This is a genomic window from Salipiger sp. IMCC34102, from assembly GCF_004145405.1.
Classification (GTDB): Bacteria; Pseudomonadota; Alphaproteobacteria; order Rhodobacterales; family Rhodobacteraceae; genus Loktanella.
On the sequence record NZ_SELQ01000008.1, the window covers coordinates 20,036 to 41,176 of the forward strand.

At 65.1% G+C, this 21,141-nt stretch carries 18 protein-coding genes and 2 pseudogenes; 7 read left to right on the forward strand and 13 right to left on the reverse strand.

Annotated features, from left to right (window positions below):
• Nucleotides 1-81: 81 nt before the first annotated feature.
• On the forward strand, nucleotides 82-768 hold the full coding sequence (locus EU805_RS14580; RefSeq protein WP_129764727.1) for a D-lyxose/D-mannose family sugar isomerase: 687 nt from the start codon (nucleotides 82-84) through the stop codon (nucleotides 766-768).
• Between the two features lie 781 nt (nucleotides 769-1,549).
• On the opposite strand, the gene EU805_RS14585 is transcribed toward EU805_RS14580, so the two are convergent.
• From EU805_RS14585 to EU805_RS14600, 3 genes are all read right to left on the reverse strand, one after another.
• Nucleotides 1,550-1,873, reverse strand: coding sequence for a PRC-barrel domain-containing protein (locus tag EU805_RS14585; protein ID WP_129764728.1), 324 nt, complete (start codon nucleotides 1,871-1,873; stop codon nucleotides 1,550-1,552).
• 381 nt (nucleotides 1,874-2,254) lie between these two features.
• On the reverse strand, nucleotides 2,255-3,274 hold the full coding sequence (locus tag EU805_RS14590) for a GSU2403 family nucleotidyltransferase fold protein (protein WP_129764729.1): 1,020 nt from the start codon (nucleotides 3,272-3,274) through the stop codon (nucleotides 2,255-2,257).
• Nucleotides 3,275-3,945: 671 nt separating this feature from the next.
• Nucleotides 3,946-6,243, reverse strand: coding sequence for a cytochrome P450/oxidoreductase (locus EU805_RS14600; protein ID WP_129764731.1), 2,298 nt, complete (start codon nucleotides 6,241-6,243; stop codon nucleotides 3,946-3,948).
• 397 nt (nucleotides 6,244-6,640) lie between these two features.
• On the opposite strand from EU805_RS14600, the gene EU805_RS14605 reads away from it, so the two are divergent.
• A complete protein-coding gene (locus EU805_RS14605; RefSeq protein WP_207208113.1) occupies nucleotides 6,641-7,462 on the forward strand; it encodes a fumarylacetoacetate hydrolase family protein in 822 nt (273 codons plus the stop codon).
• A gap of 118 nt (nucleotides 7,463-7,580) precedes the next feature.
• Nucleotides 7,581-8,066, forward strand: coding sequence for a nuclear transport factor 2 family protein (locus tag EU805_RS14610; RefSeq protein WP_129764732.1), 486 nt, complete (start codon nucleotides 7,581-7,583; stop codon nucleotides 8,064-8,066).
• A gap of 172 nt (nucleotides 8,067-8,238) precedes the next feature.
• Here the strand turns inward: EU805_RS14610 and EU805_RS14615 are convergent, their stop codons facing one another.
• The 10 genes and pseudogenes from EU805_RS14615 to EU805_RS14655 all read right to left on the reverse strand — a co-directional run bounded on the left by EU805_RS14615 (nucleotide 8,239) and on the right by EU805_RS14655 (nucleotide 16,792).
• On the reverse strand, nucleotides 8,239-9,354 hold the full coding sequence (locus tag EU805_RS14615) for an FAD-dependent oxidoreductase (protein ID WP_165351969.1): 1,116 nt from the start codon (nucleotides 9,352-9,354) through the stop codon (nucleotides 8,239-8,241).
• A 130-nt stretch (nucleotides 9,355-9,484) separates the two neighbouring features.
• Complete coding sequence (locus EU805_RS14620; protein WP_165351970.1) at nucleotides 9,485-10,255, reverse strand: alpha/beta fold hydrolase; 771 nt, start codon at nucleotides 10,253-10,255, stop codon at nucleotides 9,485-9,487.
• Entirely contained in the window at nucleotides 10,252-11,187 is a 936-nt protein-coding gene (locus EU805_RS14625) for a VOC family protein (protein WP_207208114.1), read from the reverse strand. The genes EU805_RS14620 and EU805_RS14625 overlap by 4 nt, the downstream gene beginning before the upstream one ends.
• Before the next feature lie 39 nt (nucleotides 11,188-11,226).
• Nucleotides 11,227-11,739 (reverse strand): fumarylacetoacetate hydrolase family protein, encoded by a 513-nt coding sequence (locus tag EU805_RS17590; protein WP_207208122.1) that lies wholly within the window; start codon nucleotides 11,737-11,739, stop codon nucleotides 11,227-11,229.
• A 9-nt stretch (nucleotides 11,740-11,748) separates the two neighbouring features.
• A complete protein-coding gene (locus tag EU805_RS17595; protein ID WP_207208115.1) occupies nucleotides 11,749-12,252 on the reverse strand; it encodes a hypothetical protein in 504 nt (167 codons plus the stop codon).
• Between the two features lie 341 nt (nucleotides 12,253-12,593).
• Nucleotides 12,594-13,445: an ABC transporter substrate-binding protein gene (locus tag EU805_RS14635; protein WP_165351971.1), complete on the reverse strand. Its 852-nt coding sequence runs from the start codon at nucleotides 13,443-13,445 to the stop codon at nucleotides 12,594-12,596.
• Between the two features lie 25 nt (nucleotides 13,446-13,470).
• Nucleotides 13,471-13,971, reverse strand: a complete 501-nt coding sequence (locus tag EU805_RS14640; RefSeq protein ID WP_207208116.1) for a cupin domain-containing protein — start codon at nucleotides 13,969-13,971, stop codon at nucleotides 13,471-13,473.
• Between the two features lie 144 nt (nucleotides 13,972-14,115).
• Nucleotides 14,116-14,736 (reverse strand): TetR/AcrR family transcriptional regulator, encoded by a 621-nt coding sequence (locus EU805_RS14645; protein WP_129764737.1) that lies wholly within the window; start codon nucleotides 14,734-14,736, stop codon nucleotides 14,116-14,118.
• Nucleotides 14,737-14,813: 77 nt separating this feature from the next.
• A pseudogene (locus EU805_RS14650) lies at nucleotides 14,814-15,749 on the reverse strand (3-keto-5-aminohexanoate cleavage protein).
• A gap of 413 nt (nucleotides 15,750-16,162) precedes the next feature.
• Nucleotides 16,163-16,792, reverse strand: coding sequence for a TetR/AcrR family transcriptional regulator (locus EU805_RS14655; protein ID WP_207208117.1), 630 nt, complete (start codon nucleotides 16,790-16,792; stop codon nucleotides 16,163-16,165).
• Nucleotides 16,793-17,408: 616 nt separating this feature from the next.
• Here EU805_RS14655 and EU805_RS17745 point away from each other — a divergent pair.
• From EU805_RS17745 to EU805_RS14670, 4 genes and pseudogenes are all read left to right on the forward strand, one after another.
• Nucleotides 17,409-18,026, forward strand: a pseudogene (locus EU805_RS17745) (FAD-dependent oxidoreductase); the annotation flags it as partial.
• Nucleotides 18,027-18,135: 109 nt separating this feature from the next.
• Nucleotides 18,136-18,822, forward strand: a complete 687-nt coding sequence (locus tag EU805_RS17750) for a hypothetical protein (RefSeq protein ID WP_242494191.1) — start codon at nucleotides 18,136-18,138, stop codon at nucleotides 18,820-18,822.
• Complete coding sequence (locus tag EU805_RS14665; protein ID WP_129764739.1) at nucleotides 18,819-20,351, forward strand: NAD(P)/FAD-dependent oxidoreductase; 1,533 nt, start codon at nucleotides 18,819-18,821, stop codon at nucleotides 20,349-20,351. The genes EU805_RS17750 and EU805_RS14665 overlap by 4 nt, the downstream gene beginning before the upstream one ends.
• Complete coding sequence (locus tag EU805_RS14670) at nucleotides 20,335-21,132, forward strand: lysophospholipid acyltransferase family protein (RefSeq protein WP_129764740.1); 798 nt, start codon at nucleotides 20,335-20,337, stop codon at nucleotides 21,130-21,132. The genes EU805_RS14665 and EU805_RS14670 overlap by 17 nt, the downstream gene beginning before the upstream one ends.
• The last annotated feature ends 9 nt before the right edge of the window (nucleotides 21,133-21,141 follow it).

A 21,141-nucleotide genomic window follows, 5' to 3' on the forward strand; every position in this document is an offset into this window, starting at 1 on the left:
TTGAGAACGTTTCCGCTTTGCCGCACCATGTCGCCCGACGTGTGCAATTGGCCTGCGGATGGACGTCGGGAAGGCGAAGACATGAAGCGATCCGAGATCAACGAGATTTTGGCCGAGACTGCGGCCACGATCCGGCGGCACGGCTTTGCCCTGCCCCCTTTCGCGGGTTGGTCGCCCGACGACTTCCAGGCCCGCGCGGCGCAGGCCCGGCACGTCATCGACGCCCGCTGCGGCTGGGACATCACCGACTACGGTGCCGGTCGCTTCGATCAGATGGGGCTGAGCCTCTTCACCCTGCGCAACGGCCTGCTCTGCGATCTGCGCGCCGGTGGCGGGATGTGCTACGCCGAGAAGCTGCTGATCTCGAAGCAGGACCAGCTCAGCCCGATGCACACCCATGTCCTCAAGGCAGAGGACATCATCAACCGTGGCGGGGCCACGCTGGTGGTGGAACTTTACGGCTCCGACGACGCCGGGCACTTTTCCGAGGACCGTGGTGGAGAGGTCCTCTGCGACGGCATCCGGCGCGCTTACGCCCCGGGCGAGCGGCTGCGCCTGAAGCCGGGCGAAAGCGTCACGCTGCGCCCCGGCGACTGGCACGCCTTCTGGGGCGAGGGCGGAGAGGTGCTGATCGGTGAGGTCTCTACCGTGAACGACGACGAGACCGACAACATCTTCCGCGATCCAATCGGCCGCTGGGCCAGCATCGAGGAGGACGAGCCGCCCCGGCACCTTCTGGTCAGCGATTACCCTTCCTGGCTGCCTTGATCGCGGGTTCGGCCCCCGCGCCGTCCTGACGGATCTGTTCGGGAAAGCGGTGTTTTGGGCGACCCGACCCCGCCCGTCCCAAAGGCTGCATCGTCAAGGTCGAGGCGGAAAAAGCCCATCGGCGCGCAACGGCTCGTGAGCGCCGAATGCCGGACAGAGATGCTGCAAAGCCCGTGTGATGACACCTGTAGAGTCGAAGAAAGGCAGACAACCGTGATGCCCTATGCCCTGCGAAATGGCGGAAGGTGAATGGGATCGCGGGGTAAAAATGACGTCGGTTCGGCCACGGCACGGATGTTTGGATCAGATTTCTTCCACGCCGTCCGATGCCGAAACAGACCGCAAGAGTCGATTGCCTGCGGATCCCGGGTGCGGTGCGAAACTCCGTCGGGGACGCGGCGCGGGGCAAACATACTCGAAACGACCGCTCATTCGCACTTGTGGCGCGTCGTCCAAGGGTGCTGCGGGTGTCGACGGATTGCTCGACGCCAGGGCTTCGGTTGGAAGATCGCAGCGGAAACCAGCCGTGACTGCATCGCCACTCGAAACCATTTGTGTGGTGGTGCAGCGATCAACGCCGATCACCGCGATCCCGCAAAAGGCATACGTTCACTCTAAGGCAGGTTCCGGAAACCATTTCCGAACCGCCGGTATCATGACCTCGGCTTCGACGTGCCAAGGGATGATCCAAGGTTTGTCCGCACCGCCGGGGCGTGCCGATCGTCGACAAGGCGGGAAAGCCGCGGTCGCGGCTTTCCCTTATCTTGTGATGCACCGGGTCTCAGTCGTCCCAGACCGGAAGGTTTTCCATCTCTTCGGGTGTCATGGCGGTCGTATACTGCCCATTGTCCCAGGTCAGGGCATCCATTTCGACCACCACCTCACGGTCGCCGAGGTCGAGAAAGCCGTCATCCACTTCCACGACGAGTGCGGCGGGCATACCGGAGGCGTTGATAAGGACGGTTTCCACTTCGCCGATCCGTTCGCCGGCCGCATCGACGACCTTGATGTCGTCCGCCTCCATGTAGCCGGACAGATCGGCCGATTGGGCGGAGGCGGCGGTGGCAAGCGGCAGCATCATTGCGCCGATGATCAGATTCTTCATGGGTCATATCCTTCACTGTGTTCAGCGTCGCAACGTTGGCCGAAACAGATCGTTCCAATGAAGGTCATTGCCGGTTCCGAAAGCGGCGGTCTTCCGATGTCCTGCCCTGCCCTGGCGGCATCCGGATCCTGCCCGCGACACACCCTGCATTCGAATGACCGAGGTCTTGAAAGGGGTCTGCCGTGATCTTCTGCGAAGCGTGCGCCTCGACCGAAGGTCAAGACCTCGATTTTTGGATGGCTAGCGCCTGACGCATCTTCTCCGGTACGGCGCCGGGGTCGATCCGCGCTCGACCTTACCCGGCTGTTCGACGTCGGCCCGGAAAGGGCGCGCAGGGCCCGAGGCCCTTGCGATGTCATGCATTTCCGTAGTCCCGCCCTTTCACAAAACTTCGCGCAGAAGATTTTCCGTTTCCGGCAGGAGTTTCAGGCTCGACGCGATGCGCTCTCGCCAGCGCGGCCCCTGCGACAAGGCGTGCGCGAAGGCCTCTGCCAGGTCGTCGGGGCGATCCTGTGCAAGAACCCGGACAAGAAACGCCGCCTGTGCCCGATCCTTGCGGGCTTTCGCCTCGTCGGGTCCGCCGCGGCGCCGGCTGGCCACGATCAGCTTGTGAATCGCGAACCGCTCCGGGCGCGGGATCTGCACCAGAACGCCGGAGCGGTAGAGGGCCAGGGCGGGGATCGGTTCGGCGATCAGGAAGTTGAGGTAGTTCAGGGCCTGCGCGCTGACGCCCAGGGCCGGAAGTTGCTTGATGCCCTCCTCTCCGAACGCGGGCGTCAGGAATTCGACCATGGCCTCGCCGCCGCTCTGACGCCACCGCCAGACCTGCCTGTCCCAGACCCCCGGAACCGCGTCGAACTTCATCGCACGCAGGATATCTCCGGGCGCATCCTCGACCCGGTCGCCCAGAGCCACCGAAAGCCGCTCGAAGCTTGCGAAATCCATGTCCCCGGTCTGCGCGAGCTCATCGGCATCGAAGCGGACGCCAAGCTCTCCCTGATAAAGGGCATAGGCCCCGGTCCCGATCAGGGTGCCGCCCAATCGGAAGACACCGGCGCGTGCGAAGGCCAGCAGCAGCGAGCCGGTTTCGCGATCGGTCGCGATCATGCCTTCGGCCCGCAGCACGCGCGCAAGACGCGACATGCGGGCCTTGCGCTCTTGACCCTGCGCCTTGAGGTTCGCCGCGCGGGCCAGGCGATCGCGCAGGTCGGGGCTGTCCTCACCGAGGTAACGGCTCTTCATCTCGGTCCCGATCCGGAACCGATCGTAGAGATAGGTCCGTCCGTTGCGATGCCGTTCCTCGATGCTTCCCACGATCCCGGACGCCGCCTCGTCGAGGTGCAGGCGCAGGAGATCCTGGTACGCGACCTGAGCCGCGCGCGAGTGGGATGCTGGGTTCATGGAGGGCCTCCGACGCGTGTGTGCATCAAATTTTATATTGATACCCATCTTCGCCAGATGCTGCAACACGTCTGACGCCCCTTGCCCCCAAACGACGGCACAAGGCTGCGGCGGAGAAAGGGGCCTACAGACCGGCGCCAGGCGGCAGCGACGTTCCCAAGGGGCCATTGAGCGTATTGCCCTCATGTGACCAGCCTGCGACGAGCGTTCAGCGGGGCATTGCAGGCCGGACCGGAACCGCAAAGCGACCGCGACGTTCTGTGGTGGCCGGGCCGCCCGGTTGGGCCTGGAGCTCGATGCTTCCGATGCCGAAGCGATTTGCGAGACGGTCACTCGGCCTACCATGCGCTTCGTGCCGGTGAGGTCGGCCGAGCGGCAGGTGGCCTTGCTCGACAACAAAAGTCTGCAAGTCGGATCTCGATGTCGGGCTTACCCATCTGGTGCGCGTAGGCGGACGCAGCGGTTCCGGATCGCTCGAACGCCCGGCGTGCGCCTTGCAAGGCTCGGTGGACCGGGTCGCGCCGCGGAAGGGATGAATGAGGGTCCCGCTGTCAAACAAGTCCTCCCGCGCCGCGCCCTTGAATATCCACGCTCCGGCCCCACCGGATCTGTAGCACATGCGATATTGCGCCTCTCGCGAAAACGCTGGCGCGCCCGGTCGGCCTTTGTCGTCAGAGGGCGATCTTGATCGGTTTGCCGTTCGCGGCGCGTGAACAGCAGCTCATCATGCGGCGGCCTTCCTGCCGCTCGGCCCGTGTCAGCACCATGTCGCGATGGTCGATTTCGCCTTCGACGACCGCGACCTCGCAGGATCCGCAAAGCCCTTCCCGGCAGTCGCAGGGCACGTCGATCCCCGCCGCCTGGATCGCATCGAGCAGCGTTCCGTCGCGCGGCACCGTGACGGTCAGACCGGAATCGACCAGCTGCGCCTCGAACGGCACTTCGTTCTCGGGGTCGAGCCCCGCCGCGGTGCTGGCGAAATGTTCGGACCGGAAGGTGCCGGGCGGCAGATCGGCGGTCCGGTCTTCCAGCGCGGCGAGCAGCCCCCCCGGCCCGCAGGCGTAGATCTGCCCCCCCTCCGGCAGATCGGCGACCAGCCGGGAGAGGTCCATCATCGACCCTTCGTCCTCGGCGTAGAGTGTCAGCGCCGATCCGTGATCGCGGTTGAGCCGGTCGAGAAAGGCCATCGACCGACGCGCCCGCCCGCCGTAGTGGAGCGCGTAGGATTTACCTAGCGCCCGAAGCCGGTCCGCCATGGCCAGGATCGGCGTGATCCCGATGCCGCCGGCGATCAGAAGGTAGTGCGGCGCGCTTTCGTCCAGGCGGAACAGGTTGGAGGGTCCGCGCAGGCCGATTTCGGCCCCGGCCCGCAGGGTGTCGTGGATGTGGGCCGACCCTCCCTTCCCCGCGGCCTCCCGCAGGATCGCGACACGGTAGGTGCCGTCGTCGGCCGGACCGCAGAGCGAATACTTGCGGTCGAAATCCCCGACGCACAGCTCGACATGCGACCCCGGTGTCCAGTCCGGCAAGGCGCGTCCGTCCGCCGCTTCCAGGGTAAGGCCAAGCACGGCCTCTGCCTCCCGCCGCACGTCGGTGACGCGGACGGCGCGCGCGACGTCGCGCCGGTTCGGCGCACCCACGGCGAAGTCGCGGCGCGGGCGCGGTGCGGCGTCGGCCTGGCGCTCGGGATTGCGTGCGGGATCCCAGTGCACCCAAAGCGCCTCCGGCCCCCGGAACGACGTGTTGGGCATGTAGCTGAACGTCTGCTCGGCCAGGCGCAGGTGCGGCAGGCGGCGCGAAACCTCTTCGAGGAAGATCCGCATTTCCATCCGGCCGATGTTCTTGCCCATGCACTGGTGCGCGCCGTAGCCGAAGGTCAGGTGGTCCACGGCATTGTCGCGGTAGATGTCGAAGACCTCCGCGTTCTCGAAGTGTCGTGGGTCCCGGTTGGCGGAGGCCTGGACGATCAGCAGCTTGGCCCCTTCCGGCAGGTCCACCCCATTCAGCGCGGTAGGCGCCGTCGTTTGCCTGCGCCAGGCCACGATGGAGCCCGCGTAGCGAAGGCACTCCTCGACCGCGTTGGGAATAAGCGCGGGGTTGGCACAGATGTCGTCCCAGGCGTCGCGGTGGGTCAGCAGCGTCTTGAACATGTTGGCCGAGGCCAGGGATGTCGTCTCGTGGGCAGCCACGATGATCGCCATCATCATCGAGTGGACGTAGCTGTCGGTCACGATGTCCGGTCGTTCCGCGTTCATCCTGATGGTGTGGTGCATCCAGCCGGTGCCGTCCGGCTCTGACCGCATCCGCTCGATCACCTTGCCGGCATAGGCCCAGAACCGTCCCACATCGTGCGCGACCTGAGCCTGCTTCTCGTCGGAGGGGCGCCCCCAGGTGTTCACCGAATGCGCCAGCGAGAAGGTCCGCAAGGTCTCGACCTCGTCCTCGGGCACACCGAGGAAGTGAAGTGCTACCAGCAACGGCACCTCGTAGAGCATCTCTTCCACCAGATCGGCGCGGCCTTCGTCCACAATCGCGTCCAGCCGCTCCTGCGTCAGTCGCCGGATCATGTCCCGGTGCTGTTCGAGGTTTGCGGGAAGGAAATGGTCCAGAAGAAGGCGCCGCCGCTCCATGTGGGCGGGCTCGTCCTCGTTCACCAGCGTGCGGTCCATCGCGTAGTCGTAGCTGAGCAGGATCTTCATGGCCTCCTCGGTCGGGGGCGAGATCTTTTCCAGCACGTTGCGCGGCGAGAACAGGATCGGGTCGCGGAACACGGCCTTGATGTCATCGTAGCGCGATACGACCCAATAGCCGAGCTTGGGGGCGTAGAACACCGGCGCCTGCGCCCGCGCCCAGGCCAGCGCCTCTGCCGGATCGGCTTGATAAGGGGCGTCGAACGGGTCGAAGTCACGCGCCATCGCCGCGGGATCGCCCATCGGGCAGCCGCCTTGGCCAGTGTCATGTTTTGCCATTCCGCACGATCCTCCCCATCGCTCTTGCCGGTTCTCTAGCAGATCGAGCACGTTCATTCAATCCGATACGCGTCGTATGCATTAATTACAGCGGAGGTCCGGGGTCCTGATTGCAGTGAAATAATCGGATCTAGCAGAAACACCTGCCTCGGCACCCCTCTTGACCAATGTTGCCGACTGTATAATACGATACGTAACGAATATAAATGGAGCGAGTCTATGAAGTTTGGACGGATCGCGAGAGAGACGCCGGACGGCAAGAGGGCACGACTCGTCATGGTCGAGCCCGAAAAGAACCGCGTGGTCGATCTGGCGCGGGCCGCGGCTCTGCACTTCGAAGCGACACGCGACGCCGGAGGCGGCGCGCCGCTACGCCCGGACCGCGTTTCCGGGCAGCATGACCGAAGCGCTTGGGTTCGGGTCGTTCCTGATCGATCACGCGAACGACGTCGTGGCGGCCCGTGGCGACGACGCCGCGCTGGAGATCGACGCCGTCGACTGGCTGCCCGCCAGCGATCCGCCCTTCGTGCGCGACGGGTTGAACTTCCTCGGCCATCTCAAGGGATGGAGCGGCAAGATGGGGCGTCCGCTTCCCGACAGCATCGAACGTATCATCCCTTACACCCATCAGGCCGGATCCATGGCGATCGGACACGGGGCGGAGGTCCCCTGGCCGGGCTATATCCAGAAGATGGACTACGAGCTCGAGCTGGGTTGGGTCATCGGGCGGCAGACCTCCAACCTGACGCCGGACAGGGCGCTGGATGCGTTGTTCGGGGTCACGATCTACAACGATTTCAGCGCGCGTGATCTGCAGCACGACGAGTTGCCCATCGGAATGGGGTGTACCAAGAGCAAGAATTTCGCCCAAGGCATCGGTCCGTGGATCACCACGAAGGACGAATTCGACGACCTCTATGCGATCCCCATGCAGGCGCGCGTCAATGGCCAGGTCACCGCGACGGGCGACAGCGGCGGGGTCCTGTGGACGCTGGACAAGATCCTCGCCTTCGTCTCGCTCGGCGAGCGGCTGATGCCCGGCGACGTCATCGGGTCGGGGACCATTCAGGGCGGATCGGCCTGGGAGCATGACATCGCGCTCAAGCCCGGCGACACGATCGAGTTGGAGGCGGGCGGCATCGGAACTCTGCGCAATACCTTCGGGGCGCGGCAGGAGGGCCTGTGGTGGCCCACCCCGCAGCCTGGAACGATCGTCTGAAATTACCCCGCGCTGTCGCAACCGGGCGGAGGTGACGGCGCGCGCTCGCCGACGAAAAGGCGCGATCGAACCGGCGATCCCCACAGGGGTCACCGAACAAACCAAGGGAGAGAGATCAATGGCCGATATGGCACGCACCGCCCAGGGCGACCCGGTGACGCCCGCTGACGACATCGAGGCGCAATTCACCAGCGCCGACCCCGAGCTGCATCGCAACAAGCAGGCAGCCTACAAGATCTTCACCATCCTCGACGAGGCCGGGAATTGGGACCGCGTGAACGAATTCAAGACCGAACGCTATATCCAGCATGATCCATTCGTGCCCTCGGGCAGCGCGGCAGTCGTCAAGTTCTTCACTGAAACCCATGGCGTGAAGCCGCGTCCGGTCGAGGACAAGTTGCGGATGAAGGTCGTGGCGGTCGTGGCCGAAGGCGACATGGTGACCATTGCCTCGGCGCGATACCTCACGAACCCGCATGATCCTTCCGAAACCTATACGACGACGTGGTTCGACATGTTCCGTTTCGTCGATGGCCGGGCCGACGAACACTGGGATTGCGCGACGCTCGACATGAAGGAAGCGCCGAACCTGGTCGGGGTCTAGCGCACGGCGACGCGCCCCTCGACTGCCCCACGTCCATCAGGGCGCGAGATCCCGGAACCGGGCGTGATGGCAGTCTCGACGAAAACGCCTCCTTCGATTGAAGGAGGCGTTCATGTTCGCAGGCGTTCTCACGGGGCCCGCGCGGCCTGTCGCGGGCCCGCCGCGCCTTGCGTCAAAGCGGTTCCGCCATCAGCTTCAGGATGCTTTGCCGGATACGTCCGAGGTCCTGCTGGCTCTTGGCAGTCTCCAACTCCGACGAGCCGTCGATGATGGCCTTCACGCGGTCGAACCGGCGGGCGTTGAAACCGTCGAGCGCCGTCGCGATGTCATCGGGGTGGCGCGCCACTTCGTCGGCCAGCACGATCCCGTCCTCGATCCCCATGGCGGCCCCTTGCGACAGGGACGGGGAATGGACGTGCGCCGCATCCCCGATGATGACGGCGCGCCCCCTGTGCCACGGCACGGGCAGGAGCATCGTGATGACGGGCCGGCACCAGACATCCTCGGGCGAAGTGATGTGCTGCGACAGCTCGGGTACGAAACCGCCGAAACCCTCCAGCAGCTCGCGCATCTGCACATGCAGCGTGTCGTCGTCGCGACGGGACGAATCCTCGCTGCTCTGGCCGATGTAGATATAGGCATCCGTGTCGTCGAGCGGGACGATACCGACCACGCTCTTGTTCTCGCCAATATAGATGTGAGAGCGGTCCAGCCCCTCGATCCGCGGCGTCTTGGCCCGCCAGACGATGGCGTTCGAGAATTCCGGCTCGAGCTCGGGCAGGAGTCGCTTGCGAGTGGGAGAGGCGACACCCTCGGCCGCCACCAGCAGCGCATACTCCCCCGTGCTGCTGTCCGACAGCGTCACCTGCATCGCGTCGCCGATCTCTTCCCAGTCCGTGACGGTCATGCTGCACCGCATCGTGACGCCTGCGTCCACGGCCGCGTCCACGAGGGCCCTGTGCAGGTTCCGCCGTTTGATGTTGAGGTTCGTGGGCAGGTGCGCACCGCCGATCCGCGGCTGCGGCAGGTCGATGACCAAGGTCCCGTCCTGCGTGTGCACCGCCTGGCTGTCCGCCCAGACCCCGGTATCGAGGCACTTCTGAACCGCACCGATCTCTTCCAACGCCCGCAGCGCGTTGCCGACGAGGGTCAGCCCGATCCCGCCCGCGTCCGACAGTTCCGGCTTGCGCTCGACCAGGTCGACTGAAAGCCCCTTGCGGGCCATCGCCGCCGCGGTGGTGAGACCGGCGATTCCGCCGCCGACCACCAGTATCTTCGTATCCGTCATCTCGCATTCCTCCCTGGATTGGTCCGGCCCCCCAGACCGTCCGGTCCGAGGCCTCGGCGCCTCCCGCGTCGCGACTGAATTTAACATACGATACGTGGCGTATCGATACTATCGACGTCAAGCGGCGTCTCTACCCGCTGACAAGATCCGCGACCGCGACGGGGTTCTGGATGTGGGCGTTGTGGCCCATCCCCTCCAAGGCCGCGGCATCGGGGTCGAACCGACGGTGCGCGGCCAGATCGGCGATCGCGTCCTCGGTCCCGCAGGCCAGGGTGAGCGGGCATCGCAAGGCTTCGAACAAGGGTGCGATCGGGGGGCCTACGGCACCGAAGACACCGGGCACCATGGCGAGAACCGCCGCCTCCGCTCCCCTACGGATGCCGCGGGCGGTTTCGGGGGCATCCTCCCGGACGAGGCCGGACAAGCCAGAGATCTTGAGATGACGTGCGCGCGCCTCAGAGGTCGTGGCGAATGCGCGCGGTGGCTTGGCCGCAACCGCCTGGGCCTGGGCAATCTCCGTCGGGGTCCAGTCGAACTTGACGCCGAAGGCCGCCAATCGCGCAGGCGGCGGCCCGAAAAGCCCGCCCGCCAGGCAGGCGCCGACCACGCCGCCGAAGGAATGCCCCAGAACGGTGATCCGATCGGGATCTTCGCTGCGTAGCAACATCGCGATGTCGGCGGCGTGCATGCCGAACCCGTAGGGCCCCTGCCCGGTCGAGCCGCCGTGGCCGCGCAGGTCCGGCGCGATCCACCGGAGGCCCCGGCTTTCCAGAACGCGGGCGACCTTGACCCAGACGGCCGCGGTCGCCCCAATGCCGTGCAGCAGGACGACGACCCGGCCACCGTGTCCGCCGCTGGCGACCCACAGCGGTCCGTCGCCCCGCGGACGATCCGCGCTCAAGTCCATTCTTCGAACCAGGTCTTGGGCGGCGCGGGTCCCCACATGTTCATGTGATACCAGTGCTCGTGCTCGACCGTCGACGGCGTGTAATCGTGACCGACGTAGGCCATCGGACCTGCGACCTCGATCCGGTTGCCGAAAGGATCGCGCACGTAGGCGAACAGCGACCGGACTTCGTAGTGGCGACCGGGGCCGTATTCCACCGGGATATGTTCGCGCTCGATATGGGTGAGGAAAGCGAAGAAATCGTCCTTGTCCATCGAGAGCGCGACATGGTGAAGCCCCGGCTTGCCGGCCAGGATCGCGAGCTGGTGGTGGTAGTCGTTGATCCGGGTGAACTGGATCATGTGATTGTCGCCATCGGGTGTGGGCACGTAGTTGGTCACGCGAAAGCCCAAGGCGTCCTGAACGAACCGGGAGAGGCCCATGACATCCGGGGTCCGCAGTTGCAGATGGCTGGTGCGGATGTCGAGCGCGCCGGGCGTCAGCCCCCGGGTCGACGGCTTGTCGCGCGGAGCGGCCTGCATGATCTGCTTGGTCTGGCCTTCCGGCAAGGTCAGGCGCAGGGCGCGTTCGGTGTCGGGGCGGGTGCGGTCCGCGCTGTCGTCATAGGCGACGCCCGCGGATTTCATCCGATGCGCCAGCCGATCGAGCCCGTCACCCTCGTGCACGCGAAAGCTCATGTAGTCGAGACCGGTGCCGCCTTCCGCCAACCCCAGCACGATCTGTCCGGAAACGGGGCTTGCAAGATACGCGATCCCACCGCGCCGGTCCGCGACGGTCAGGCCCAGGAAACGATTGTACCAATCCGCCCCCTCTACGAGATCGGGCACCTTGATGACGGTGTGGTCGAGCGCGGCGAGGTTGCCGGCCCAATCCTGCTTCGGGGGCAGCATGGGATCCACGGTCGGGATCATGGTGTCTTGTGACATGGGGTCCTCCTCCAGGGCGTGTGTCGGGGTGCGGGCGGTTCACTCGAACGGTGGTAGCCCGAAATGCGGGGTGCGGGTGGTCTGTTCTGCCACCAGCCGGTTGCGCTGGCGGCCCAGCCCGGTGATCTCGACGTCGAGCGTGTCGCCGGCCTTCAGGAACTGGCCATGAACACCGCCGTTTCCGGGGGGAGATCCGGTCATCACCAGATCGCCCGCAAGGATCGGCAGCCGCTCGGACGCGTAGGCGACATAGTCCTCGGGCGTGAAGATCATGTCGTTGGCGGGCCAGTCCTGCTTGATCTCGCCGTTGACTTTCAACTGGATCTGGAAGCCATCGAGCGTGTCGAAGAATGGCTTCGGGACGACGAAAGGCCCGACCGGCTTGAAGGTCGGCGAATGCTTGGCGATCCAGTCGGCGTTCCACTTGATGTCGCTGCGACTGAACATCTCGCAGGTGTGCATGTCGTTGACGATGCAGTAGCCCGCGATGAAATCCCCGGCTTCGTCCGGGGTGATGTAGCGCGGGCTTCCGCCGGTCAGGACCAGACCCAGTTCGGCCTCTCAGTCGTGTTGGTCCCCCACCAGCGGCAGACGGACATCGTCACGAGCGCCAACGAGGCAGCCATGCGTGGCCATCCAGATGAAGGGCATGCCCGTCGCGCGTTTCTGTTCGACGAACTCCATGTTGCGGGCGAAGAACGCATCGTCGCTCTCTCCCTCCTGGCGGGCCTTCTGGTACTCGCCTTCGTTGTAGGTATACATTTCTGCCGCGTGCTTGCGGTAGTTCGACCCCGCCCCGAAGACCTGCGGTCGTTCGGTGGGGGGCAGCAGGTGCAGGTCGTTGATACCGACGCCGCCCGCCGCCTCGCGTTCGTTTAGATCGACGAGCCTGTCGAAGGCCCGCGGCCAGTCCTCGTAGATGTCGTTGGCCCGCGCGTAGGACGCGGTCAAGTCGAGGACTTCCCCGTTCGGACGCACGAGCGCGGGATAGCTCCGCGTACCGTCGCTGACCCGCGCCAGTCCGAAGGTATCCTTGCCAAGGCCGGTGGTCGTGTCGATGTCCATGATGTCTCCGTTTTCTGCTGGGCCCGCGACGTCTGACCGTCGCAAGGCGGGATTGAGATGGGATCGCCGCGTCGATCCGACGCGAAGGGCAAGGTCACGGCATGTCCAGATCGGCCGACCCGCTGCGCCGGTGATCCTGCATGTCCTACGCATGTCTCCGCGTTAAGTTACGTCCTCCCCGTATTGCGAAGCAATATAGAACGGCACGTTTCGTTTTGTCAACGGCGCGCTGGAAGTCAGGTTCAGCGATACGAGGCCCCGCGCAATCCACCGCACGAGGGCGCGGTCGTGCCGGACGGAAAACGACGGACGGGCATGTTGTGCGCCGGTCGCGCGCCGCTTCAGGCCAGCGTCCGGAACAGCCGGTCGTCGACCAGCATCTCGATGCCCCCATCGGCGCCTGGCAAGCCAAGACGGCGGCGTTGGTCCTGAAAGATCTCGGCATTCCGCGGTTGGAAGCTGTCGGGAATTCCGGCAAGCAGCGTGTCCACGACAGGGGCGGGAACGCCGGTCTCCTCCACGATCGCGCGTGCGGGGCCTGGGTTTTCGGAGGCCCAGGCGCGGGCTTCGTCCATGGCACCCAGCCAGGCGCGGATGGCCGGTTCCGCGCGGGCCATCGCGCCGGTGCGCACGGCCAGCCCCTGCCCCGGCATCCCGGGAAAGAGCGTATCGATCCGGGCCAGCGTGTGAAACCCGGCCTGGACCGCGGCGTCTTCGACGAAGGTCGCGAGCAACGTCGCCTGACCGCGTCCCGCCTTGAACGCCCCGAAGCGTTCGCGCACGCCTCCGACGACGATCATCCGGTAGGCCTCCGCGGGAATGCCTGCGTCGTGAAGCAAGGCACGAAGGGCAATGGCAAAGCCGTTCTCGGCCGAATCCACCAGCAGATCGGACCCAACGAGGTCCTCCACCCGGCCCGCATCCGCGCGCGCGACGAGGATGAATCCGGTCGCGGCTTCAATCTGGGCGACGATCCGAATATCCTCTATGCGCCCGCGCCGGTTCCACATCAGGACGTTGTCCATCGCCGTCACCACGGCGTCCGCCTCGCCTGCGCAGAGTGCTTCGAATTGCGCATCGGATCCCGTCGTGACGGTCGCAAGGACCTCGAGCCCCCGCGCCTGGTCGAACCCTCTTGCCTTCGAAATCAGCGAAAGCGGCGGCGGGACGAACCAGTTGACCTTCAGCTTCATCGCGTGTGCCCTCTCCGGTAGTCGATCAGACCGATCCGTCTTCATCGAGCGCCATCAGCACGAAGGCCATGCGGCACGGTGCGTCGGACCTGTTCGACCAACTCTGGTTCGTCGCACGCTGAATCAGGACGTCCCCGGCGGTCATCACCGTTTCGTCCTCGTCCAGAAGGGCGTGGATCTCGCCCGAAAGGCAGATCGCGTAATCCAGGGATTCGGTCTTGTGGAACCAGAAATGACGTGGCGCATTTTCGTCCCGGACCCCGTGGGTGTCCAGAAAATCGGTGAGCCGGTCCTTTCGCGTATAGGTGTCGTCGGGCGGAAAATCGACGATTCTCAGGATCGACCCCTTCGGAGAGTGAAACCCGAACTTGTGCCCCGCGGGGGCAGGCTCTTGACCCTCTGCGGCGCTTTCGCCGGTGGCCCAGAGCACCTGCACGAAGGACGGCGCGTAATCCGCCATGAAGTGGTTCGGCGCCGGTCCGTCCGACAGGATCGTCGATCGACCCTGTGCGTCTTCGCCTGTCACGATTCGCCTTACGCGGCGAGGGCTTACATCTGGCATATCCGACCCTATTCAAACAATTCGATACGGTCAGTATATAAATATCTATCGCCAGGGGAACTGTAAATTTATCGTTTGGCCCGTTCCTTGCGGTGTGACGCGCCGAATTCAGGCCGCCAGGCGTCCGGCCTCGTCCATCTCAAGACCCAGCAACCGGAAGAAATTGATCGGGAAATTGGCGATGAAATCCGCGTCGACAGGCCGGTGACGCCATGACAGCCGCATGTAGAGCGGCGCATAGAAGAGGTCCATGAACTCCTCGACGCTCATGTCGCCGGAGGGCCGCCATTTCTGGAAGAGATCGTCCACGACCTCGCGCACGACCGCCCGTCGGCCATAGTGGAACCTCTCCCGGAACTCGCGCAGGACCTCCGGGTCGCTTTGCCCTTCGGCCAGGATTTGCGCGACGAGATTTCCAGGCCAGCCGGAGTATTGCTCCGCCAAAAGGCGCCAGTGATGCACCAGCGCCTCCGCGGGATGGCAATCGCGTGGCATAGGCGTGCGGACGATATGATTTTCGACGAAGGCGTCGATCACGACCGAAGCCTTCGAGTTCCACCATCGGTAGATCGTGGCCTTGCTTACGCCGGCCGACTTGGCGATGGCCTCGATCGTGATGGTCTGGACCGAATTTTCCCGTGCCAACTCCAGCGCCGCGGCCAGCACGGTCTCCCGCGCGGCCTCGCTTCGTGGTCGGCCACTTCTGCGCTTCTGAACGACGTCACTCATGCGATTCCCCTTACCGTCTTGCGCCCGGCGGCCCATACGAGGCGACGACCGAGACGTTTCGTATCGCATGACCGCCGTCAGAATGATACCGCTTCTCGTCCCTTGAGATCCAGAAGGACCCGTGCCTCCGTGGGGGTCGCAAGCTCCAATCCCAGCTCGTCCAGGATCCCACGCATCTTTCTCACCTGGTCCGCGTTCGACCGTGCCAGCTCTCCGCGGGATATATAGAGGCTGTCCTCGAGACCGACCCGAACGTTGGCGCCCATCAGCGCCGCGGTGACCGCCACGCGGAACTGGTTCGGCCCGCCCGCCATCACCGACCAGCGCAGATCGTCGCCGAACAACCGATCCGCGGTGCGTCGCATATGAAGGATATCCTCCGGGTCCGCCCCGATCCCGCCGGACAGGCCGAAGATCGTCTGGACGTGAAGCGGTGGCTTGACCAGGCCTTCCCGCAGGAAATGCGCGAGGGTGTAGAGGTGGCCGATGTCGTAGCATTCGAACTCGAATCGCGTCCCGCCCTTCTGGCCGATCTCGGTCAGAATCCAGGCGATATCCTCGAAGGTGTTCTTGAAGACCGCGCCCCGTGTGGCCTCCAGGAACCGTTGCTCCCAGTCGTGTTTCCATTCGCGGTCCCGCTGCGCCATTCCCGACAGGTTCAGGTTCATCGACCCCATGTTCAGAGACGCAAGCTCGGGGCTGAGCATATGGGCGGCGTGGGCGCGCTCGCTCACGGGAACGCCCGGTCCGCCGCCGCCGGTCGAGATATTGATGACCGCGTCCGTCGCCTTCTTGATCGTCGGAAGAAACGCCCGGAACACCTCCGGATCCCCCGAGGGTTTGCCCGTCGCATCATCCCGCGCATGCAGATGCACGATCGCGGCCCCCGCTTGGGCGGCGTCGATGGCCTGTTACGCGATCTGCTCGGAATCGACCGGCAGGTATGGCGACATGGAGGGCGTATGGGCGGCGCCGGTCACGGCGCAGGTCAGGATTATCTTCGGTCGGGGCATCTGGGGGTCGTCCTTCTACAAAGAGCGCAGGCCGGACGGTCCCGTAGCACCGCGGCTGCCGGTCGTCCCAAGCCGTGATGTACGGCAACCCGCAACAAGCGGCACCTTTATAACAATACGTTTCGTATCGTTATTTCTATGGAAGATTTTGCATTGTCGGCCCATGTGAAAAATAAGATTTGCGGGAATGCCCGGATCGCCTGCTTCGCGACGGATCCAGCCGCGTCATGTAACAGCTGCTCCCGCTTCGGCAGGATCGGCCAGACTTCCGGGTTCCCCTCAACGCCGATCCCCTCGCTTTTTACCGGCCCGAGGTTCGTCCGGGATGCCAGGGCAAAGATGCTGAACAAGCGTCAGACACACGGACCGGTCTGATACTCGGCGGCATTGAAAACGCCAAAGTTGACGCTGTTTCAGCGACGCGACGGATGCGCGGTGCTTTCGTGCAGGGCAGGCAATACGATCTGGTCGACGAGGCGCACCAGCAGGTCCTTTTCGATCGCGACCCTCAGGATCAGGGCGCGATAGGCCGCCATCGAGGGGATGATCTGGGCGGCCAGTGCGATATCGGCCGCTGCGGGGATCTCGCCGCGCTTGGCGGCGCGTTCCATCAGGATCGTGTTCGCCGCGATCCACGGCGCGAAGATCGAATAGTCGCCCGTTTCCGCAAGGCCCGGCATCTGGCTGATCATCGACACGACCCCCGCCATGGCGCGCGAGGTTCGATCCAGTTGCGCGCTGTCGGAAGGCTGGAACAGAGCCAGAAGATCGCCCCGCAAAGAGCCGGTATCGGGCAGCGCCTCCAGGTCGATCTGCTGTGCCTTCATGTGCGCGACGGCGTCCAGCACGAGATCGGTCTTCGTCGGCCAGCGGCGATACATCGTGCCCTTGCCGGCCAGGGCGCGATCCGCAACTTTCGCCGTGCTCAGACCGTCGTAACCGACCTCCGCCAGCAGATCGATCGTCGCCTCGAGGATGGCGATGTCGCGGTCGGGATCGCGTTTGCGACCGCGTGGGCTAAGTGGAGGATCAATTTCAGGCATCAACATCACCAATTCGATACTGGAAGGTATCGGAACAAGCTGGTCACGTATCTTTCGAGCGGCCGAATGACAAGCAGAGGATACCTATGCGCGACATGACCTCGGACCGAACCGGCCTCTTCGCGCCCGAGACCCTTGTCGGCACCGTAACCCGTGGCGCAGGTGGCGGCGCCTACGCAACCGTTGGTGGCGTCCCGCTCGACGATGCGACGGCGATCCCGTGCCGGACAGTCGGCGCAAGGGTGCGCGGCGTCGTCCATCGGTCCGCGAGCGACGCGGATCGCCCGTATCGGCATGCTCCGGTTTGCCAGCAAGCATCTGGTCGAGCGCATGATCGCGGCGGGCGCGCTACCCTCGACGTTCTGCGCGCTAGGTAATTCACGCAGACAGACGCCGCAGATGGCCTGGCTGACCGAAATTTGGAAGGATTACCGTCGGTTGCACATGATTGATCACCTTCGACAGGGACGAATGGAAAGAAGACGGGCGTGATGGACGGAACGTTTGACGCCCGTGCGGACAGGAAGGGCGACGGATCCGACAAGCACGTTGTCGTGATCGGCGCAGGTCCGGGCGGTCTTGCCACCGCCATGCTGCTGCGGGCGCCCGCGTCACGTTGCTGGAGAAAGAGCCGCAGCCCGGCGGAAGGACAGGATCACTGGTCCGCGACGGGTTTACCTTCGATATCGGGCCGACGTTCTTTCTCTACCCCGAAATCCCGCGCGAGATATTCGCCGCCTGTGGCCGCGACTTCGACGCCGAGGTCGACCTGATCCGACTCGATCCGATGTATCGTCTGCAGTTCGACGACGGCCGTCGCATCGACGCCACGGCCGATCCCGAACGTCTGGCCGAGCAGGTCGCGCGGATCAGTCCCCGCGATGCCGCCCGGGTGCCTGCCTACCTGGAGGCCAACCAACGCAAGTTCGGCACCTTCCGGTCGATCCTTCAGCGGCCGTTTCTGTCCCTTGCAGATCTCTTGCGCGGCGACATGCTGCGGGCACTGCCGCAGCTGCATCCCTTTCGAACGGTGGACGGCGAATTGCATCGCTGGTTCGACCATCCGGATGTTCGGGTCGCCTTTTCGTTCCAGTCGAAATACCTGGGCATGTCCCCGTTCAAGTGCCCGTCTCTCTACACGATCATCGCCCATATCGAATACGGCTTCGGCGTGTATCACCCGCGCGGTGGATGCAATGCCATCACCGCCGCCATGGCGCGCGTGGCAAAGGAGATGGGGGTCGATATCCGGCTCTGCGAACCGGTGCGAGAGCTGATCCTCGACGGACGACGGCCGGTACGAGGCCGACGCCGTGATGATGAACGCCGATTTTGCCCATGCGATGACGACCCTCGTGCCCGATACCGCCCGCAAGCGGTGGACCGACCGGCGCATCGCATCGAAAAGCTTCTCCTGCTCGACCTTCATGCTTTACCTCGGGATCGAGGGCACACTGCCCGAGATGAGCCATCACACCATCGCCTTCTCACCCGACTACGCCCGCAACGTGGCCGAGATCGATGCCGGCCAGGCGCCCGAGGATCCGACGATCTACATACAGAACGCCAGCGTCACGGACCCGTCCCTGGCGCCCGAGGGACATTCGGCACTTTACGTGCTGGCACCCGTCGGCAACCTGACGGGCGGGGTCGATTGGTCCGCCGAAGCCCCGGGCTACCGGGAGAAGATCCTGGATCGTCTGTCGCGGATCGCCGGGCGCGACATCCGTCCGCTGATCCGGACCGAAGTGATGTACACCCCCGACGACTGGCAGTCCAAGATGGCGGTCTATGAAGGTGCCACCTTCATCCTTGCGCACAACCTGGGCCAGATGCTGACCTTCCGGCCCCGCAACCGGTTCGAAGATCTGGATGGCGTCTACCTTACCGGCGGCGGAACGCATCCGGGCTCCGGCCTGCCGACGATCTTCGAAAGTGCGCGGATCGCCAGCCGGCTTTGCGCCGACGACCTGGGTCTGCCGGGACGACGCAACCTGACAACGGAACTCGCACGGGAGGCCGCGGAATGAGCAAGACGGCAGTAATCGGAGGCGGCCTTGGCGGTCTGGCCGCGGCCTGCACCCTGGCCGCACGCGGTCATCGTGTGGTGCTGTTCGAAAAGAACGACTGGCTGGGTGGAAAGGCGGCGGTGCTCGAGGAAGGCGGCTACCGCTTCGACATGGGCCCCACGATCCTCACCATGCCCAGTGTCTTGAAGCGCATCTTCGGCGAGGCCGGTCGCGATCTGCACGAGGATCTGGATCTGCGCCGGATCGATCCGCAGTGGCGGTGCTTCTACGACGACAGCACGGTGTTGGACCTGCGCGACGACACCGCCCTCGCGGCCGAGGAAATCGGTCGGTTGTCGCCCGAAGACAAAGCGGGGTTCGAGCGTTTCATGGAGGTTGCCCGGCGCCTGTCGGACGTGTCGGACCGCTTCTTCTTCTGGAAGTCGGTGGAGGATCTGCGCGACACGATGGACATGCGTGCGAACATGAACCTGTCGACGCTCTCTGACGTGATGGCCCTGCGGAGGCACCGGACCGTGGCCGGCGAGATCAAGCGCAACATCCGCGACCCGCGCGTCACGCAGATGCTGGAGCACTTCATCCAGTATGTCGGCTCCTCGCCGCTCGCCTCTCCGGCGGTGCTGTGCGGAATCGCGCAGATGCAGCAGGGTGAAGGCGTCTGGTATCCGATGGGCGGGACACGGGCGGTGCCTCTGGCACTTCAACGTCTGGCCGAGTCCCTGGGGGTCGAGATCCGCGAGGGCTGCGGCATCGCCCGGATCGAACTGGAAGGCGGCCGTGCGGCCGCCGTGCTGACGGACGCCGGCGAGAGGGTCGCGGTCGATCAGGTCGTGTCGAACATGGACAGTGTGCGCACGTACCGGGAGCTTGTCGGGGGGGACGCATGGGAGACGTTCCGCAAGTCCCGCAAACGCGAAGCGGCCTGTTCCGGCGTGGTTCTCTATCTCGGCCTGCGGAAGGCCTACGATCATCTGGCGCATCACAATTTCGTCTTCTCGCGCGACCCGAAGGAAGAATTCGCGGCGATCTACGACGACGGCGTGCCCGCCCCCGATCCGACGGCCTACGTGGCCGCGCCCGCGCGAACTGAACCGGGCGTCGCCCCCGAGGGCGGAGAAGCTCTCTACGTGCTGGTCCACACGCCTTACCTGCGGCCCGGGCAGGACTGGTCGCAGATGTTGCCGGACTACCGCCGAACCATACTCGACAAGCTCAAGCGCACGGCAGGACTGGAGGATATCGAGGATCGGATCGCGGTGGAACGCACCCTTACCCCGCAGGACATCCATGACCGCTACCGGGTGCTGGACGGCGCGATCTACGGGCTGGCGAGCCATGGCAAGGTGCTGGGGGCGTTCAAGCCGGGCAATCGATCGCGGCAGGTGCCGGGGCTTTATCTGGCCGGCGGGTCCGCGCACCCGGGTCCGGGAATGCCGATGGCATTGATGTCGGGCTGGATCGCGGCGGACACGCTCGACCAGGACGCGGGCGGCATGACCACCGAGGCCGCGAATGTCGCGGCAGGTTGAGCACGATCCCATCGCTGCAAGGTCCCCGGCGGCCTGCCGCTTCTTCTCTGGCGTGATGCGGCGACAGCTTGCCGCGAATTTCCGCGCGGTGAGGCTCGCCCGTCCCGGCCTGCCGGACCTGCCCGTGGATCGCCCGGTGATGATCTACACCAATCATCCGTCGTGGTGGGATCCGGCGGTCTTCATCGCGTTGCATCCGCGACTCTTTCCCGGCCGGCAGGGCTACGGGCCGATCGACGCGGCGATGCTGGAGCGCTACCGCTTCATGACAAAGCTGGGCGTTTTCGGAATCCGAACGGAGGATGCACGCGGGGCGGTCGACTTCCTGCGGCACGCTTTGCGGGTCACCGAAGCGGCGAATCGCGTGCTCTGGATGACCGCGCAAGGCAGGTTCGCGGACGCGCGCCTCCGGCCCTTGGCGCTGCGCCCGGGTGCCGCTCATCTGATGGCGCGGCGGGCGGGGTTGGTGGCCGTGCCGCTGGCCCTGGAGTATCCCTACTGGTCCGAAAAACGCCCGGAGGCCCTGCTGCGCTTTGGCGCACCCATCGAAGCCGCCCCGGGCGAGGGGGCCGCGGACCTGGCCCCTCGGCTGGAAGCGGCCCTGACCGAAACGGCGGACGCCTTGGCGGAGCTTGCCATCGCGCGCGATCCGGCCCCCTTCGATACGCTGATCAGCGGCGCGCGCGGGAAAGGGGGCGTCTACGGCCTGTGGCAGCGTCTCAGATCCGCCGCCGCCGGACAGCACCCTGCGAAGGATCACGCGCCGAAAGAGCAGCTTTGATGGAGGCGG